Source organism: Nocardia sp. NPDC050435 (assembly GCF_040655395.1).
Lineage (GTDB): Bacteria > Actinomycetota > Actinomycetes > Mycobacteriales > Mycobacteriaceae > Nocardia.
The window spans coordinates 385,952-401,108 of sequence record NZ_JBFAJW010000009.1 but is presented as its reverse complement, the minus strand read 5'-3'; the positions used below and the strand labels follow the sequence as shown (position 1 = coordinate 401,108).

16 protein-coding genes are annotated in these 15,157 nt (G+C 68.1%); 12 read left to right on the top strand and 4 right to left on the bottom strand.

Annotated features, from left to right (window positions below):
- Nucleotides 1-16 precede the first annotated feature (16 nt).
- The 12 genes from AB0I43_RS27830 (at nucleotide 17) to AB0I43_RS27775 (ending at nucleotide 11,838) form a co-directional block, all read left to right on the top strand.
- Entirely contained in the window at nucleotides 17-952 is a 936-nt protein-coding gene (locus AB0I43_RS27830; protein ID WP_356974693.1) for a DUF2520 domain-containing protein, read from the top strand.
- Nucleotides 952-1,893: a pantoate--beta-alanine ligase gene (gene panC, locus AB0I43_RS27825; protein ID WP_356974694.1), complete on the top strand. Its 942-nt coding sequence runs from the start codon at nucleotides 952-954 to the stop codon at nucleotides 1,891-1,893. The genes AB0I43_RS27830 and panC overlap by 1 nt, the downstream gene beginning before the upstream one ends.
- A gap of 12 nt (nucleotides 1,894-1,905) precedes the next feature.
- Nucleotides 1,906-2,325, top strand: a complete 420-nt coding sequence (gene panD / locus AB0I43_RS27820) for an aspartate 1-decarboxylase (RefSeq protein ID WP_356974696.1) — start codon at nucleotides 1,906-1,908, stop codon at nucleotides 2,323-2,325.
- A gap of 26 nt (nucleotides 2,326-2,351) precedes the next feature.
- Nucleotides 2,352-3,146, top strand: a complete 795-nt coding sequence (locus AB0I43_RS27815) for a type III pantothenate kinase (RefSeq protein ID WP_356974698.1) — start codon at nucleotides 2,352-2,354, stop codon at nucleotides 3,144-3,146.
- Nucleotides 3,147-3,315: 169 nt separating this feature from the next.
- Nucleotides 3,316-3,879 (top strand): cysteine dioxygenase family protein, encoded by a 564-nt coding sequence (locus AB0I43_RS27810; RefSeq protein ID WP_356974699.1) that lies wholly within the window; start codon nucleotides 3,316-3,318, stop codon nucleotides 3,877-3,879.
- A complete protein-coding gene (locus AB0I43_RS27805; protein WP_356974701.1) occupies nucleotides 3,876-4,307 on the top strand; it encodes a rhodanese-like domain-containing protein in 432 nt (143 codons plus the stop codon). Before AB0I43_RS27810 ends, AB0I43_RS27805 begins: the two co-directional genes overlap by 4 nt.
- Nucleotides 4,308-4,552: 245 nt before the next feature.
- On the top strand, nucleotides 4,553-6,019 hold the full coding sequence (lysS, locus tag AB0I43_RS27800; protein WP_356974703.1) for a lysine--tRNA ligase: 1,467 nt from the start codon (nucleotides 4,553-4,555) through the stop codon (nucleotides 6,017-6,019).
- A 115-nt stretch (nucleotides 6,020-6,134) separates the two neighbouring features.
- Nucleotides 6,135-6,494 (top strand): Lsr2 family protein, encoded by a 360-nt coding sequence (locus AB0I43_RS27795; protein ID WP_054816720.1) that lies wholly within the window; start codon nucleotides 6,135-6,137, stop codon nucleotides 6,492-6,494.
- A 221-nt stretch (nucleotides 6,495-6,715) separates the two neighbouring features.
- Complete coding sequence (locus tag AB0I43_RS27790) at nucleotides 6,716-7,306, top strand: FHA domain-containing protein (protein WP_356974705.1); 591 nt, start codon at nucleotides 6,716-6,718, stop codon at nucleotides 7,304-7,306.
- 136 nt (nucleotides 7,307-7,442) lie between these two features.
- A complete protein-coding gene (locus AB0I43_RS27785; RefSeq protein ID WP_356974707.1) occupies nucleotides 7,443-8,078 on the top strand; it encodes an anthrone oxygenase family protein in 636 nt (211 codons plus the stop codon).
- 335 nt (nucleotides 8,079-8,413) lie between these two features.
- Nucleotides 8,414-10,969, top strand: a complete 2,556-nt coding sequence (locus AB0I43_RS27780; protein ID WP_356974709.1) for an ATP-dependent Clp protease ATP-binding subunit — start codon at nucleotides 8,414-8,416, stop codon at nucleotides 10,967-10,969.
- A 206-nt stretch (nucleotides 10,970-11,175) separates the two neighbouring features.
- Entirely contained in the window at nucleotides 11,176-11,838 is a 663-nt protein-coding gene (locus AB0I43_RS27775; protein WP_356974711.1) for a hypothetical protein, read from the top strand.
- 74 nt (nucleotides 11,839-11,912) lie between these two features.
- Here the strand turns inward: AB0I43_RS27775 and AB0I43_RS27770 are convergent, their stop codons facing one another.
- The 4 genes from AB0I43_RS27770 to AB0I43_RS27755 form a co-directional block, all read right to left on the bottom strand.
- Nucleotides 11,913-12,689: an LLM class flavin-dependent oxidoreductase gene (locus AB0I43_RS27770; RefSeq protein ID WP_356974712.1), complete on the bottom strand. Its 777-nt coding sequence runs from the start codon at nucleotides 12,687-12,689 to the stop codon at nucleotides 11,913-11,915.
- Nucleotides 12,686-12,940, bottom strand: a complete 255-nt coding sequence (locus AB0I43_RS27765; RefSeq protein WP_356974714.1) for a hypothetical protein — start codon at nucleotides 12,938-12,940, stop codon at nucleotides 12,686-12,688. The genes AB0I43_RS27770 and AB0I43_RS27765 overlap by 4 nt, the downstream gene beginning before the upstream one ends.
- Nucleotides 12,941-13,018: 78 nt before the next feature.
- Nucleotides 13,019-13,681 (bottom strand): response regulator transcription factor, encoded by a 663-nt coding sequence (locus AB0I43_RS27760; RefSeq protein WP_356974716.1) that lies wholly within the window; start codon nucleotides 13,679-13,681, stop codon nucleotides 13,019-13,021.
- A 49-nt stretch (nucleotides 13,682-13,730) separates the two neighbouring features.
- On the bottom strand, nucleotides 13,731-15,095 hold the full coding sequence (locus tag AB0I43_RS27755) for a histidine kinase (RefSeq protein ID WP_356975263.1): 1,365 nt from the start codon (nucleotides 15,093-15,095) through the stop codon (nucleotides 13,731-13,733).
- Nucleotides 15,096-15,157: the final 62 nt, after the last annotated feature.

Here is a 15,157-nt window from a genome sequence, read left to right as displayed (position 1 = left end):
GTTGACCTCTAGAAGCATGACTTCTGACGGTGGCGCCGCCGAACACCTCGACCCCGCGCCCGCACGTTTGACGGTGGGAATCGTCTCGGCGGGACGCGTCGGTTCGGCGCTCGGCGTCGCCCTGGAACGCGCCGGGCACGTGGTGTTCGGCGTCTGCGCCATCTCCGACGCGTCCGTGCACCGGGCGCGTACCCGCCTGCCCGACAGCGAGATCCTGCCCGCCGAGGACGTGGCCGCCCGCAGCGAACTGCTGCTGCTCGCGGTGCCCGACGTGGAGCTGCCGGGCCTGGTGCGCGGCATGGCCGCGGCCGGGGTGGTCCGGCCCGGCACGATCGTCGCGCACACCTCCGGCGCCAACGGCGTCGGCGTGCTCGCCCCGCTGACCGCGAACGGCGCGCTGCCGCTGGCCATCCACCCCGCGATGACCTTCACCGGCCACGACGAGGACGTGTCCCGGCTCGGCAACGCCTGCTTCGGCATCACCGCCGCCGACGAGATCGGCTACGCCATCGCCCAGTCGCTGGTGATCGAGATGGGCGGCGAACCGGTCCGGGTCGCCGAGGAGAACCGCACCCTCTATCACGCCGCGCTCGCGCACGGCAGCAATCACCTGGTCACCGTGATCGTGGACGCGGTCGCGGCGCTGCGCCAGGCGCTGGCCGGGCCCGGCCTGCTGGGGCAGCAGCTCGTCGACGAGCAGCCCAACGGCCTGGCCGAGCGGCTGCTCGCACCGCTGGCCTCGGCCGCGCTGGACAACGCGCTGCGCCGCGGTCAGGCCGCGCTCACCGGTCCGGTCGCCCGCGGCGACGCCGACGCGGTCGCCGCGCATCTGCGGGCGCTGGAGTCGGTCGACCAGCGGCTGGCGGCGGGTTATCGCGCGCTGTCGCTGCGCACCGCCGAACGCGCGCAGACCAATCCCGCCCTGATCGAATTGCTGGAAGGACGCCCCTGATGGACCCGAAGCTGCGTGACGCCTACCGTCCCGGCGAGCTGACCGTGCACCACGATCCCGCCGTGGTGTCCGCGATCAGCAAGGCCCTGCGCGGCGTCGGCCGGACCGTGGGCCTGGTGCCCACCATGGGTGCACTGCACGAGGGGCACCTCTCGATCGTGCGCGAGGCCAAGCGCCGCAACCGCGTGGTGATCGTGTCGGTCTTCGTCAATCCGCTGCAGTTCGGCGCGAACGAGGATCTGGACAAGTACCCGCGCACCCTGGACGCCGATGTCGAACTCCTGCGCGCCGAGGGCGTGGACGTGGTGTTCGCGCCGAGCGCGCTGGACATGTACCCCGACGGCCCGCGCACCACGGTGCAGCCGGGCCCGATCGGCGCCGAACTGGAGGGCGCGAGCCGGCCCACGCATTTCGCGGGCATGCTGACCGTGGTCGCCAAGCTGCTGCAGATCGTCCGCCCGACCGAGGCCTTCTTCGGCGAGAAGGACTACCAGCAGCTCACCCTGATCCGGCAGATGGTCCGCGACCTGAACTTCGACGCCACGATCGTGCCGGTGCCGACCGTGCGCGAGTTCGACGGGCTGGCGATGTCCTCGCGCAACCGTTATCTCGATGCGGCGCAACGGGAATCGGCGCTGGCGCTGTCGGCCGCGCTGCTCGCGGGCAAGCTGGCCGGCGGCCTCGGCGCCGACGGGGTGCTGACGGCCGCGCGCCAGGTGCTCGATGCCGCCGCCGGCGTCGAACTCGACTACCTGGAGCTGCGCTCCACCACCCTCGGCCCGGCCCCGGTCACCGGCAACGCCCGCCTGCTGGTCGCGGCCGAGGTCGGCAACACCCGGCTGATCGACAACGTCCCGATCGTGCTCTCACCCACCGGCGCCGCGCTCTCGAACGCCGCCGGTCACCCGAACTCGAATTCCCAGCCTGCCCAGGCGTCCTGAAAGGCCATTCCCATGCTGCGCACCATGATGAAGTCCAAGATCCACCGGGCCACCGTCACCCACGCCGACCTGCACTACGTCGGCTCGGTCACCGTCGATCAGGATCTGCTCGACGCCGCCGACCTGCTCGAGGGCGAGCAGGTCGCCATCGTCGACATCACCAACGGCGCCCGGCTCGAGACCTACGTGATCGCCGGCGAGCGCGGTTCCGGCGTCATCGGGATCAACGGCGCCGCAGCACATCTCGTGCACCCCGGCGACCTGGTCATCCTGATCGCCTACGCGCAGATGAACGAGCAGGAGGTGCGCGAGTACAGCCCCCGGGTCGTGTTCGTCGACGATCGCAACCGCCAGGTCGAGCTCGGTTCGGATCCCGCGCACGCTCCGGAGGGCTCGGATCTCGTCTCGCCCCGCGCGCTGAGTTTCAACTGACCGACTACTGCCGAGACAGGTGAGCAATGCTGCTGACCATCGATGTCCGCAACACCCATGTCGAACTGGGACTGTTCACGGGCTCGGGTAATCACGCCAAGCTGGTGCGGCACTGGCGGCTGCACACCAATCCGCTGCTGACGGCCGACGAGTTCGCGATGCAGGTGCGCGGCCTGGTCGGCGATCAGGTGGAGCAGGTGCTGGGCGTGGCCGCGCTGTCCACGGTGCCGCCGGTGCTGCGCGAGATCCGGCTGATGCTGGAGCGGTACTGGCACCACGTGCCCAACATCGTGGTGGAGCCCGGCGTGCGGACCGGAATTCCGCTGCTGGTCGACAATCCGAAGGAAATCGGCGCCGATCGCATCGTGAATACTCTTGCGGCACATCATCAATTCGGTTCGGCCGCGATTGTCGTCGATTTCGGCACCGCGACGACGGTGGACCTGGTTTCGGCCAAGGGGGAATTCCTGGGCGGGGTGATCGCGCCCGGCGTGGAAATCTCCAGCGAGGCGTTGATCGAGCGCGCCGCGCTGCGCCGGGTGGAATTGGCCCGGCCGCGGTCGGTGGTCGGCAAGAACACCGTCGAGGCCATCCAGTCGGGCGCGATCTACGGATTCGCCGGCTTGGTGGACGGTCTGATCGACCGGATCCGCGACGAATTCGACGCGTTCGCCGGCGACGACGCCGCGGTGGTCGCCACCGGCATCAGCGCGCCGCTGATCGTGCCGGAATCGGAGACCATCGAGCATCACGAGCCGCACCTGACCAGTACCGGTCTGCGCCTGGTCTACGAGCGCAATCAGCAGCGGCGCAAGATTTGATGGCGTGGATCACTCTCCGGGCCGCTGTCGCGGCCCGGGCCGCACTGATATAGTCGCTGCCATGTCTTCCCGCGTGCGCACCCAGGAGTGTTGTCGAGGCTGATCCAGCCTCGATCGATCGAGGCTGACTTCCAGTCCCTCGGCCGATCAAACTCCTGGAGATTCGCTCATGCGTTCTTCTGTTCTTTCCACATCTGCCTCCGGTAGAACGTCTCCGGCGCCCGCGCTGGCCACCCGCCTGCGCCCGGCCGACCTGCTGCGTCTGACCGACGAGGGCGCCAACGAGGTGCTCGCGGGCAGATACGACCATCTGCTACCCGCCGATGGCGTCTGGCCGGCCGAGGAGCGCTGGGCCGCCCGCCTGGTCTCCGACGACGAGGTCGATATCTGGCTGATCAGCTGGACTCCCGGTAAGTCCACCGAATTGCACGACCACGCCGGTTCGCTCGGCGCGCTCACCGTTTTGAGCGGCGCGCTCACCGAATTCCGCTGGGACGGATCGCAATTGCGCCGGCGCACCCTGGCCGCGGGCGATCAGGCCGCTTTCCCGATCGGCTGGGTGCACGACGTCGAACACGCACCCCAACCCGCCGGACTGGGCGATCCCACGCTCTCCGTGCACGCCTATTCCCCGCCGCTGACCGCCATGTCCTATTACGAGGTGACCGGCCAGGGCACTCTGCGGCGCACCCACACCGTCCTCACCGACCAGCCCGAAGGTGATATCCGATGAGTCATTTGACCATTGATCAGATGCTCGACAACGCCCGTGCCAAGCTGCGGCGGCGCTATGCGTTCGAAATGCCGCGCGCCCTGGCCGACGGCGCGATTCTGGTGGACATCCGGCCGCAGGCCCAGCGCGATCGGGAGGGCACGCTGCCCGGCGCCCTGGTGATCGAACGCAATGTCCTGGAATGGCGGCTCGACCCCACCAGTTCCGCCCGCCTGGCGCTGGCGGCCGACCACGACGTGGAATGGATCATCGTGTGCTCGGAGGGCTATACCTCCAGCCTCGCCGCGGCGGCCCTGCAAGAACTCGGGTTGCACCGCGCCACCGATCTCATCGGGGGCTATCAAGCGCTCAAAGCGGCCGGCCTGCTCGGCATCGCCGTGCGCGCCCCGCACTTCGCCCGTGAGGTCCAGTCCCTGGCCTCGTTGTAATCCGGCGGCAGCGCAACGGTTTTCGTCGACAGCACGTAAATTGCGGCCACCCGGACCGGCCGGAACCGGACCGGCAAACGCGCGTTTCGCACAACTGCCCGGGCACCCGTAAAACGTTTTTACGGCTCCCGCTAGTGTTATCGGACGTGAGCGCCGAGAACCCGCCTTCGTCCGGTCGCTCCGCAGGTAAGGGACCTGCGGAGCAATCCAGTCGTCCCGTCGCGGACGTCGATGTTCCGGAGCAGATGCGGATTCGGCGGGAGAAGCGCGAGCGGCTCCTGGCCGCGGGCACCGAGGCTTATCCGGTGGTGGTCGCGCGCACGCACACCCTCGCCGAAATCCGGGCCGCGTACCCGGAACTGGAGCCGGGCGCGGAAACCGGAGAGCAGGTCGGCGTCGTCGGCCGCGTCATTTTCGTGCGCAATACCGGCAAGCTGTGTTTCGCGACGCTGCAAGAGGGCGACGGCACCAAGCTGCAGGCGATGATCAGCCTGAACGGTGTCGGCGAAGCGGCGCTGGCGGCCTGGAAAGCCGACGTGGATCTCGGTGACTTCGTGTTCGTGCACGGCGAGGTCATCTCCTCGCGGACCGGTGAATTGAGCGTCATGGCCGATTCCTGGTCGATGTCGGCCAAGTCGCTGCGGCCGCTGCCGGTCGCGCACAAGGAGTTGAGCGAGGAGACCAGGGTCCGGCAGCGCTATGTCGACCTGATCGTGCGTCCGGAGGCCCGGGAAATGGCCCGGACCAGGGTGGCGGTGGTGCGGGCGCTGCGTGCCGCGCTGGAGCGCCGCGGTTTCCTCGAGGTCGAGACGCCGATGCTGCAGACCCTGCACGGCGGCGCGGCGGCGCGGCCGTTCGTCACCCATTCCAATGCTCTGGATATGGATCTGTTCCTCCGTATCGCGCCGGAGCTGTTCCTCAAGCGCTGTGTGGTCGGCGGCCTGGAGAAGGTCTTCGAGATCAACCGGAACTTCCGTAACGAGGGCGCGGACTCCACGCATTCGCCGGAGTTCGCCATGCTGGAAACCTACGAGGCGTACGGCACCTACGACACCTCCGCGCGGATGATCCGGGAATTGGTCCAGGAAGTCGCGCAGGAGGCGTTCGGGACCCAGGTCCTGACGCTGGCCGACGGCACCGAATACGATCTCAGCGGCGAGTGGGCAACCGTCGAGATGTACCCGTCGCTGTCCGACTCGATCGGCGTTTCGGTCACTCCGGAAACAACTGTCGAGGAATTGCTGAAGCTGGCCGATCAGGTCGGTTTGGAAATTCCGGAAGGCAAAGGCTACGGTCACGGCAAACTTGTCGAGGAACTGTGGGAACACGTCTACGGTGACAAACTGTATGCGCCGACTTTCGTTCGCGACTTCCCCGTCGAGACGTCACCGCTGACGCGACAGCACCGCAGCAAACCTGGAGTTACCGAGAAATGGGATCTCTATGTCCGCGGCTTCGAGTTGGCAACCGGCTATTCGGAGTTGGTGGACCCGGTGATCCAGCGCGAGCGGTTCGTGGACCAGGCCAGGCTGGCCGCACAGGGCGATGACGAGGCCATGGCGCTCGACGAAGACTTCCTTGCCGCGATGGAGTACGGTATGCCTCCGACGACGGGAACCGGTATGGGAATCGATCGCTTGTTGATGGCACTGACGGGATTGGGAATCCGCGAAACGATACTGTTCCCAATTGTGCGTCCGGTCACCCGCTGAGCACTGCGTTTCAGATTTTGGATCCCGTCTTGGAATTTTCCGAATTCGAGGTATTCTTGCCTCGGGTAATCGGCCTAGTATGCAGGTCGCACGATTTCGAGAGGACGTTCATCTCATGGCAAAGAAGGTCACCGTTAGCCTGATCGACGATGTCGACGGTGAGTCCATCGCGGACGAGACCATCGAGTTCGCGATCGACGGAGTGTCGTACGAGATCGATCTGTCGACGGCGAATGCGTCCAAGCTCCGCGACGAGTTGGAGCAGTGGGTTTCGAGCGCTCGCCGGGTGAGTGGCCGCCGCCGGGTCAAGGCCGCCGCCGGAGCTGCCGCGAGCCCGAAGAGCCGGGTTTCCATCGATCGTGAACAAAGCGCCGCAATTCGCGAGTGGGCGCGCCGGAATGGCCACAAGGTGTCCGCGCGCGGCCGCATCTCGGCCGACATCACCGACGCGTACAACAAGGCCGCGAAGGGCTGAAGTTTTTTCTTCATCTGCCGCCTGGGCAAATCGTGCGACGCCCGGGCGGCAGTGTTGTATTCATAGGCCGAGGGCATGGCGATCACGGACCGTCCGGCCCGATCTTGCTCCCGGTACCCCGGAGGCGGCACCATGGGTACTGTGTGGTGGTCACTGATCGTATGGAGAGAAGAGGTACCTGCGCAGTGACTGGTTCTTTCGTAGGCTCATTGCTCCGATTCATGGACGACACGGGCCAGTGGCAGGAGTTCATCCTCGCGCCCGAACAGCAGCGCATCACGATCGGCCGTTCCGTGCATGCCGATCTGTCCATGCCCTGGGACGCCGAGGTGTCCCGGCTGCACGCCGCCGTCGAATATCTGGGCGCGCATTGGACCATCGTCGACGACGGCCTCTCTCGGAACGGCACCTTCGTCAACGGTGATCGCCTGGCGGGCCGCCGCACGCTGATGGCGGGGGACAAGATCCGCGTCGGCAGTTCGATGGTGGAATTCCGGCACTACGGCGCCGTCGCCGACGATCCGACCCGCACCGCCACCACCACCATGCCGACGCTGCGCTCGCTTACCGACACCCAGCGCTCGGTGCTGGTGGCGCTGTGCCGCCCGTACAAGAACGGCGCCGGCTTCGCGACGCCCGCCTCCAACCAGCAGATCGCCGAGGAACTCTTCCTCAGCGTCGACGCCATCAAGACCCACCTGCGGGTGCTGTTCTCGAAATTCGGGGTCGAGAATCTGCCGCAGAATCAAAAACGTGTTCGGTTGGCGGCACTGGCCCTGCAGAGCGGCCTCATCTCTGATAGAGATCTCTAGCCACGCTCCGCGCGTGGACGATGACGTAGGTAGCCGAGCGCCTCGACCATGGCTGGTCCGGTGCGGAAACGGTTGACTTGTGTCATCGCCGGACCGCATGAAAAGGCCAGGTCCGGGCACTAGGTAGGAGATTTCTATGAATGCGCTCCGGATCGCCGCACTGGTGGCGGCCGCGCTGACGTCGGGCCTGATCGGCGGCGTTTTCTACGCCTATGCCATCTCGGTGATGCCCGCGCTGAATCGGGCCGACGACCGCACCATCGTCGACGTCATGCAGAAGATCAACGTGGTGATCATCAATCCCTGGTTCATGATCGGTTTCATGGGCACGCTGGGCTTCAGTGTCCTGGCCGCCGCGCTGCACCTGGGCAAGGATCACCGCGCCACCCTGGTCTGGATCGCGGTGGCCGTGGTGCTCAACCTGGTCGCCTTCGCGGTCACCTCGGGCCTGAACGTCCCGCTCAACGACCAGCTGGCCGCCGCGGGCGACCCGGCCCAGATCCAGAACCTGGCCCAGGTCCGGGCGGATTTCGAATCCTCCTGGGTGCGTTGGAATATCGTCCGCGCGGTGCTGCACACGCTGGCGTTCCTGGTGCTGGCCGGGGCGCTGTACGTGGCCGGCGTCCAGAGTGGCCGGAACCAGGTGGCGGCCGCGCCCACCGCGGCGGTGCCCGGTCAGTTCTCGGCGCCGCAGGGCGGGCAGTACCCGCAGAACCCGCCGACCCGGCCGTTCAGCGCACAGCAGAACAGCGGGCAGTACGGCCCGGCCTGAACAACGGCCGGACAACTTTCCGGCCGGTTCCGGTCCGGATCGCCCGATCGCTCCCTACGCTGACCACGGCGTGGGGAGCTCGCGCGGGCGGTGGGCGTGTTCGCTGTCGGCAAAACCGCGACGGAAACGAAACTCGCAACGCTCACGTTATGAGTGAATGACCGTGCTGTCGCTGGTCACCAATAGGGTGGACTGGAGGCGGCGTGTACCCCTGCCAACTAGAGTGGGAGGCAGGGGCCGCAACCCCCGGGCTTCATGGCAGGCTGACGACCACAGGTTGAATGCACTGAAGCGTCGGACGCCAGTGAAGGCTTGAGCAGGAGAGTGAGGGAGCGATGTTCGAGAGGTTCACCGACCGCGCGAGGCGTGTCGTTGTCCTGGCCCAAGAAGAGGCCCGGATGCTCAACCACAACTACATCGGCACCGAGCACATCCTGCTTGGGTTGATCCACGAGGGCGAGGGCGTCGCGGCGAAGTCGCTGGAATCGCTCGGCATTTCGCTCGAGGGTGTACGTAGCCAGGTGGAAGAGATCATCGGCCAGGGCCAGCAGGCCCCGTCCGGGCACATTCCGTTCACCCCGCGCGCCAAGAAGGTGCTCGAGCTGTCGCTGCGCGAAGCGCTGCAGCTCGGCCACAACTACATCGGCACCGAGCACATCCTGCTCGGTCTCATCCGCGAGGGTGAGGGCGTGGCGGCACAGGTGCTGGTGAAGCTGGGCGCGGATCTGAATCGCGTGCGCCAGCAGGTCATTCAGCTGCTGTCCGGCTACCAGGGCAAGGAGCCGGTCGAGTCCGGCCCGCGTGGCGAGACGGGCACCCCGTCCACCTCGCTGGTGCTCGACCAGTTCGGGCGCAACCTGACCCAGGCCGCGCTGGAGGGCAAGCTCGACCCGGTCATCGGCCGCTCGAAGGAAATCGAGCGCGTCATGCAGGTGCTGAGCCGCCGCACCAAGAACAACCCCGTCCTGATCGGCGAGCCCGGTGTCGGTAAGACGGCGGTCGTCGAGGGCCTGGCGCAGGCCATCGTCAACGGTGAGGTGCCGGAGACGCTCAAGGACAAGCAGCTCTACACCCTCGACCTGGGTTCCCTGGTCGCGGGCAGCCGCTACCGCGGTGATTTCGAGGAGCGCCTGAAGAAGGTGCTCAAGGAGATCAACACCCGCGGCGACATCATCCTGTTCATCGACGAGCTGCACACCCTCGTGGGTGCGGGTGCGGCCGAGGGCGCCATCGACGCGGCCTCGATCCTCAAGCCCAAGCTGGCCCGCGGTGAGCTGCAGACCATCGGCGCGACCACCCTCGACGAGTACCGCAAGTACATCGAGAAGGACGCCGCCCTGGAGCGCCGCTTCCAGCCGGTGCAGGTCGGCGAGCCGACCGTCGAGCACACCATCAACATCCTCAAGGGCCTGCGCGACCGCTACGAGGCGCACCACCGGGTCTCCATCACCGATGGCGCCCTCGTCGCCGCCGCCACGCTGGCCGATCGCTACATCAACGACCGGTTCCTCCCGGACAAGGCGATCGACCTGATCGACGAGGCCGGTGCGCGCATGCGCATCCGCCGGATGACCGCTCCGCCGGACCTGCGCGAGTTCGACGACAAGATCGCCGACGCCCGCCGGGAGAAGGAAAGCGCGATCGACGCGCAGGACTTCGAGAAGGCCGCGCGGCTGCGCGACAAGGAGAAGCAGCTCGTCGCCAAGCGCGCCGAGCGGGAAAAGCAGTGGCGCTCCGGTGATCTGGACGTCGTGGCCGAGGTCGACGACGAGCAGATCGCCGAGGTGCTGGCCAACTGGACCGGAATCCCCGTCTTCAAGCTCACCGAGGAGGAGACCACCCGTCTGCTCCGCATGGAGGACGAGCTGCACAAGCGGATCATCGGCCAGGAGGATGCGGTCAAGGCCGTCTCCAAGGCCATCCGCCGCACTCGCGCCGGCCTGAAGGATCCGAAGCGTCCGTCCGGCTCGTTCATCTTCGCCGGCCCGTCCGGTGTCGGTAAGACCGAGCTGTCCAAGGCGCTGGCGAACTTCCTGTTCGGCGACGACGACGCGCTCATCCAGATCGACATGGGCGAGTTCCACGACCGCTTCACCGCATCGCGGCTCTTCGGTGCCCCTCCGGGCTACGTGGGCTACGAAGAGGGCGGCCAGCTCACCGAGAAGGTGCGCCGCAAGCCGTTCTCCGTGGTGCTGTTCGACGAGATCGAGAAGGCGCACCAGGAGATCTACAACACCCTGTTGCAGGTCCTCGAGGACGGCCGCCTCACCGACGGCCAGGGTCGCACGGTCGACTTCAAGAACACCGTGCTGATCTTCACCTCCAACCTGGGCACCTCGGATATCTCCAAGGCTGTCGGCCTGGGCTTCGCCCAGTCCAACGCCGAGGGCTCGAACTACGAGCGGATGAAGCTCAAGGTCAACGACGAGCTGAAGAAGCACTTCCGCCCCGAGTTCCTCAACCGCATCGACGACGTCATCGTCTTCCACCAGCTCACCAGCGAGCAGATCGTGCAGATGGTGGATCTGATGATCGGCCGCGTCGAGAAGCAGCTGAAGAACAAGGACATGGCGCTGGAGCTGTCCGCGCAGGGCAAGTCCCTGCTGGCCAAGCGTGGCTTCGATCCCGTGCTCGGTGCCCGGCCGCTGCGCCGCACCATCCAGCGCGAGATCGAGGATCAGCTCTCGGAGAAGATCCTCTTCGGCGAGATCGGCCCCGGTCAGACCGTCTTCGTCGATGTCGAAGGCTGGGATGGCGAGGGCTCGGGCGAGAACGCCAAGTTCACCTTCACCCCGCGGGCGAAGCTGACCAAGGCGACCATCGACGAGAAGGCCGCGGAGGTCGTCCTCACCGCCGCCGGCGAAGGCGAAGCCGCCGCCTCCGGCGAGTAGGAAATACTCGGTTCGAAAGGCCCGCCCCCGCTGTTCACAGCGGGGGCGGGCCTTTTCGTGCGCCGGGGTGTGTGGCTGGTCACATTGCTGTACCGGATTGGTGATCTTGCACTAAGAATATCCCTGTCGATATCAGTATCAACACTTCGATTCGACTGGGGGACAAGGGGTTCCATGGGGGATCGGGGTTCGGGAGGGAACCGATAATGCTTCGTAATACAGTGCTGCGCGCAGGCCGGAAGGTGCTCACGGGGGTGCTGCCGCTGGCCGTGGCGGTGACGTTCGCCGGCGCGGGCGTCGCGTCCGCGACCGATCACGCCGCGCAGCAGGCGCGCTGGGCCGAGAGCCTCACGGCCTCGGGCACCGCCGAGGGGCTCGACTACAAGACGACGGTCGCGCCGGATCTGAAGACCATCTCCACCGTGCTGGACAACGGCAAGTTCAGCCTGACCGCGGATTCGGCCGCGGTGAACCTGGAGTCCAGCACCGGCGCCAAGATCTCCGAATTGCCACTGACGCTGAAGACCGTGGCGGGCAACGCGATTCCGCTGACGCCGCAGGTCTCCGCGGACGGCAAGACCCTGGTGGTCACCCCGCAGGTGTCGCCGGAGGTCGGCGCCGAGCTGAAGAACATCGCCACCAACCCGGGTGCGCAGAACCCCGACCCGGTGCTCAACGGCGCCGCGGCCGGTGCGCTGGTCGGCCTGGGCATCGCCGCGGTGGTGTGCCTGCCCGCGCTGGGCGCGTTCGTGGTCGGCTACTTCGCCTGCCTGCCGCTGGCCGCGGTCGGCAATGTGCTCTTCGCCGCCGCGGTGGGCGCGATCGTGGGCATCGTCGCCCCGGATGTCATCCCGCAGGTGCTGCCCTGATGATCAGCTGACCGGTCCGCCGGTCGAAAGCCCGCCCGCACCGGATCCGGTGCGGGCGGGCCTTTTCGGTCGGATCACTCGAACCGCGCCGCGACCGGCGCGAAGGCTCGCGCCAGTTCGGCCGGGACGATCAGCTCGTCGATCCCGTACCGCTCCCGCCGCTCGGTGAGCACCTCGGCCGCGCTCGCCGGGTCCAGCATCCCGGCCGAGCCGTGCAGGCTCTCGGCGGTCAGCCCGAGGTGGGCGCCGAGCCAGTGCGGGATCTGGTCGCCGATCCCGACCAGCTGATGGGTGAAGCGGAGGTCGCGATCGGTGTTGTCGCGCACGACGCGCACCATCTCGGCCAGCTCGGCGACGGTGGCCTGCGGTGGCGCGGCCAGCAGGACGCGGTCGGCGACCGCCGCCGCGGCCGCCAGCATGCGCGCTCCGCTCGCGGCCACCACGATGTCCGGCGCGGGATCCACCTGCGCGCGGACCGCGGCCACGGCGTCGAGCAGCTGCCGGCGCCGCTCGGCGGCCGAACCCCAAGGCATACCGAGCTTTTCGGCCTCCGCCGCCGCGTCGGGCCGCCCGGCTCCGAGTCCGAGTTCGAACCGGCCGTCCGAAAGCAGTTGCAGCGCCGACACTTCCCGCACCAGCGCGTCCGGGTGCCGCAGCGGTACCGCCAGCACGTTCGGCCGCAGCCGCAGCGTGCTGGTCACCGCGGCGGCCGCCGCAAGCGCCGGGAACGGGGAGGGCGTGTACAGCGTGTCCGGCAGCAGCACCGTCCGGTAACCCTGCTGTTCGGCCGCCCGCACCGCGCGCACCCAGTCCGCTCCGGAGCGCGGCACGACGATGAGCCCGAATTTCATCGCTTCTTCTCCTCGAGCACGGCCAGCCGCTCCCGGTACTGCGCCTCGGTGATCTCGCCGCGGGCGAAGCCGGCGCGCAGCGCGCCCACGCCGCTGTCGCGCCGGAACCGCCTGCGGCCGAACACGACCAGCAGCAGGAAGCCGCCCCAGAGCAGCAGCGGGAAAATCCAGAAGAACGGCCAGGGCTGCCAGCCGCCGTCGTAGTGGTCGGCCAGCACGGCCAGGGTCTCGGGTCTAGCGAAAATGTCCATGCTTCGAGCCTGGTCGCGGGGCTCGCCCGCGACATCGGACCAGCGACGGCAGTTCCGCTACGCCGCGCGGCGTACGCGCTACTGCCAGCCCGGCCGCACCAGACCGGATTCGTAGGCCATGACGACGAGCTGGGTCCGGTCGCGCGCGCCCAGCTTCATCAGGATCCGGCTGACGTGGGTGCGCGCGGTGGCGGGACTCATGCAGAGCCGTTCGCCGATCTCCGCGTTGGTCAGGCCCTCGGCGACCTGGACCAGCACCTCCCGCTCGCGTTCGGTGAGCTCGGAGAATTCGGCCGGCGGGGGTTGCTTGGCGTGCGCGGAGAACTCGGCGATCAGGCGGCGGGTGACACCGGGGGAGAGCAGGGCCTCGCCGGCGGCCACCACCCGCACGGCGCGGACCAGATCGGCGGGCTCGGTGTGCTTGACCAGGAAGCCCGTCGCGCCCGCGCGCATGGCCTCGAACACGTACTCGTCCAGTTCGAAGGTGGTCAGCACGACGACCCGCACCTCGGCCAGGCGCGGATCCTCGGCGATCATGCGGGTGGCGGCCAGGCCGTCCAGAATCGGCATCCGGATGTCCATCAGGACCACGTCGGGGGCCAGCGTGCGCGTCATCCGGACCGCCTGCTCGCCGTTGTCCGCCTCGCCGATCACCTCGATGTCGTCCTGCGCGCTGAGCAGGGCGACGAAGCCGCCCCGGACCAGCGCCTGATCGTCGGCGACCAGTACTCGTATCGTCACCATGCCTCCCGCGCCCGGCCGCTCGACTCGTCTCCGGAATCGGCCCGGCTCACCTATCCTGCGCCGACGGACCGCTCGCGGTGGTGGATTGGGCGCGGTCCCCGGTACCGATGGGCAGCCGGGCCGCGACCCGGAAGCCGCCGCTGGGCCGGGGACCGGCGGTGAGCGCGCCGCCGAGGGCGTGCGCGCGCTCGCGCATCCCGACGATGCCGTTGCCGCCGGAGAACCCGGAGCGGGGCTGATTGCCGATCGGACGGGTGTTGTCGATGGTGATGTCGACGGATTCGGCGGCGTAGCGCACGGTGACCAGGGCGTCGGCGCCGGGCGCGTGCCGCGCCACATTGGTGAGCGATTCCTGGACGATGCGGGCCGCGGCCACGTCGATGACGCTGGGCAGCTGCCGGGGTTCGCCGATGATGCGGGTGCCCACCTGCAGGCCGGCCGTGCGGCTGCGTTGCAGCAGCGTGTCCAGATCCTCGATGCTCGGCGCGGGCGATCTGGGCGCGGGCCGGGGTTCCACGGGCCGCTCCTGGGCGGCGGCTCTGGCGATGCGCCGCTGGCCGACCTCGTCCAGCGACGAATCCGCCTCTTCGGCAACGGGTTCGGCGACAGCGCCGGTGCGGATGGTCTGCAGCAGGGTGTGCACCTCGGCGAGCGCCTCCTTGCTGGCGTTCTTGATCGCGGTCAGCGCCGAGGCGGCCTGCTCGGGCTTGCGGTCGAACAATTCCAGCGCCACCGAGGACTGCACGTTGATCAGTGAAAGACTGTGCGCCAGAACGTCGTGCAGCTCGCGGGCGATGGCCAGGCGCTCCTCGCTGGCGCGCCGCTCGCGCTGCGCCTCCTCGTCGCGGCGCGCGGCTTCGGCGCGCTGCCTGCGCGCGTCCAGCACGGCGCGGCGCTGCCGGATGCCCTCGGCGAGCCCGACCAGCAGCGCCATCCAGGCGAAGATCCCGAACACCTGCCAGCCGTTGGTGTCGTGCCCGAACCAGCCGGGCACCGGCCAGACCAGCGCGAGATAACCCAGCGGCACGAGCGGGTATGTCCACCAACGGGATCCGACCGTCGCGGCGGTGAGGAAGGCGACCACCAGCGACAGGAAGATCGGCCCGTAGCCGTAGCCGACGGCCAGGTACACGACGCACACCAGGAGCGCGACGCCGAGCACCAGCATCGGTGCGCGCCGGCGGAAGATCAGTGCGATCGGACCGGCCAGCAGGAGGAGGTAGGCAAGCCAATCCAGCGCCCGCGAGTCCGGTTGCGCCAGATTCGCGCCGCGACCGCCCATGACCTGGACGATTCCGACGATCAGTGCCAGGCCCCAGACCCAGGCGTCGCTGGACCACCGCCCGTCGCGGAACCGCTGCGCGACGCTGGGATTGCCGACCCAGCCACGTTTCGAAATGTCCGGCGCCATCACGCCCTCAGCCTATTCGGATCGGGGCCGTTGGGCGTGCGCCGCGGTACGTATGTCGAACC

Bases quoted from the DNA above. Each gene is read 5' to 3' on its own strand.
- AB0I43_RS27770 (WP_356974712.1), bottom strand. From the start codon at position 12,689: ATGAAATTCGGGCTCATCGTCGTGCCGCGCTCCGGAGCGGACTGGGTG.
- AB0I43_RS27780 (WP_356974709.1), top strand. From the start codon at position 8,414: ATGTTCGAGAGGTTCACCGACCGCGCGAGGCGTGTCGTTGTCCTGGCC.
- AB0I43_RS27790 (WP_356974705.1), top strand. From the start codon at position 6,716: ATGGACGACACGGGCCAGTGGCAGGAGTTCATCCTCGCGCCCGAACAG.
- AB0I43_RS27765 (WP_356974714.1), bottom strand. From the start codon at position 12,940: ATGGACATTTTCGCTAGACCCGAGACCCTGGCCGTGCTGGCCGACCAC.
- AB0I43_RS27815 (WP_356974698.1), top strand. From the start codon at position 2,352: ATGCTGCTGACCATCGATGTCCGCAACACCCATGTCGAACTGGGACTG.
- AB0I43_RS27805 (WP_356974701.1), top strand. From the start codon at position 3,876: ATGAGTCATTTGACCATTGATCAGATGCTCGACAACGCCCGTGCCAAG.
- AB0I43_RS27755 (WP_356975263.1), bottom strand. From the start codon at position 15,095: ATGGCGCCGGACATTTCGAAACGTGGCTGGGTCGGCAATCCCAGCGTC.
- AB0I43_RS27795 (WP_054816720.1), top strand. From the start codon at position 6,135: ATGGCAAAGAAGGTCACCGTTAGCCTGATCGACGATGTCGACGGTGAG.
- panD (WP_356974696.1), top strand. From the start codon at position 1,906: ATGCTGCGCACCATGATGAAGTCCAAGATCCACCGGGCCACCGTCACC.
- AB0I43_RS27775 (WP_356974711.1), top strand. From the start codon at position 11,176: ATGCTTCGTAATACAGTGCTGCGCGCAGGCCGGAAGGTGCTCACGGGG.
- AB0I43_RS27830 (WP_356974693.1), top strand. From the start codon at position 17: ATGACTTCTGACGGTGGCGCCGCCGAACACCTCGACCCCGCGCCCGCA.
- AB0I43_RS27810 (WP_356974699.1), top strand. From the start codon at position 3,316: ATGCGTTCTTCTGTTCTTTCCACATCTGCCTCCGGTAGAACGTCTCCG.
- panC (WP_356974694.1), top strand. From the start codon at position 952: ATGGACCCGAAGCTGCGTGACGCCTACCGTCCCGGCGAGCTGACCGTG.
- lysS (WP_356974703.1), top strand. From the start codon at position 4,553: ATGCGGATTCGGCGGGAGAAGCGCGAGCGGCTCCTGGCCGCGGGCACC.
- AB0I43_RS27785 (WP_356974707.1), top strand. From the start codon at position 7,443: ATGAATGCGCTCCGGATCGCCGCACTGGTGGCGGCCGCGCTGACGTCG.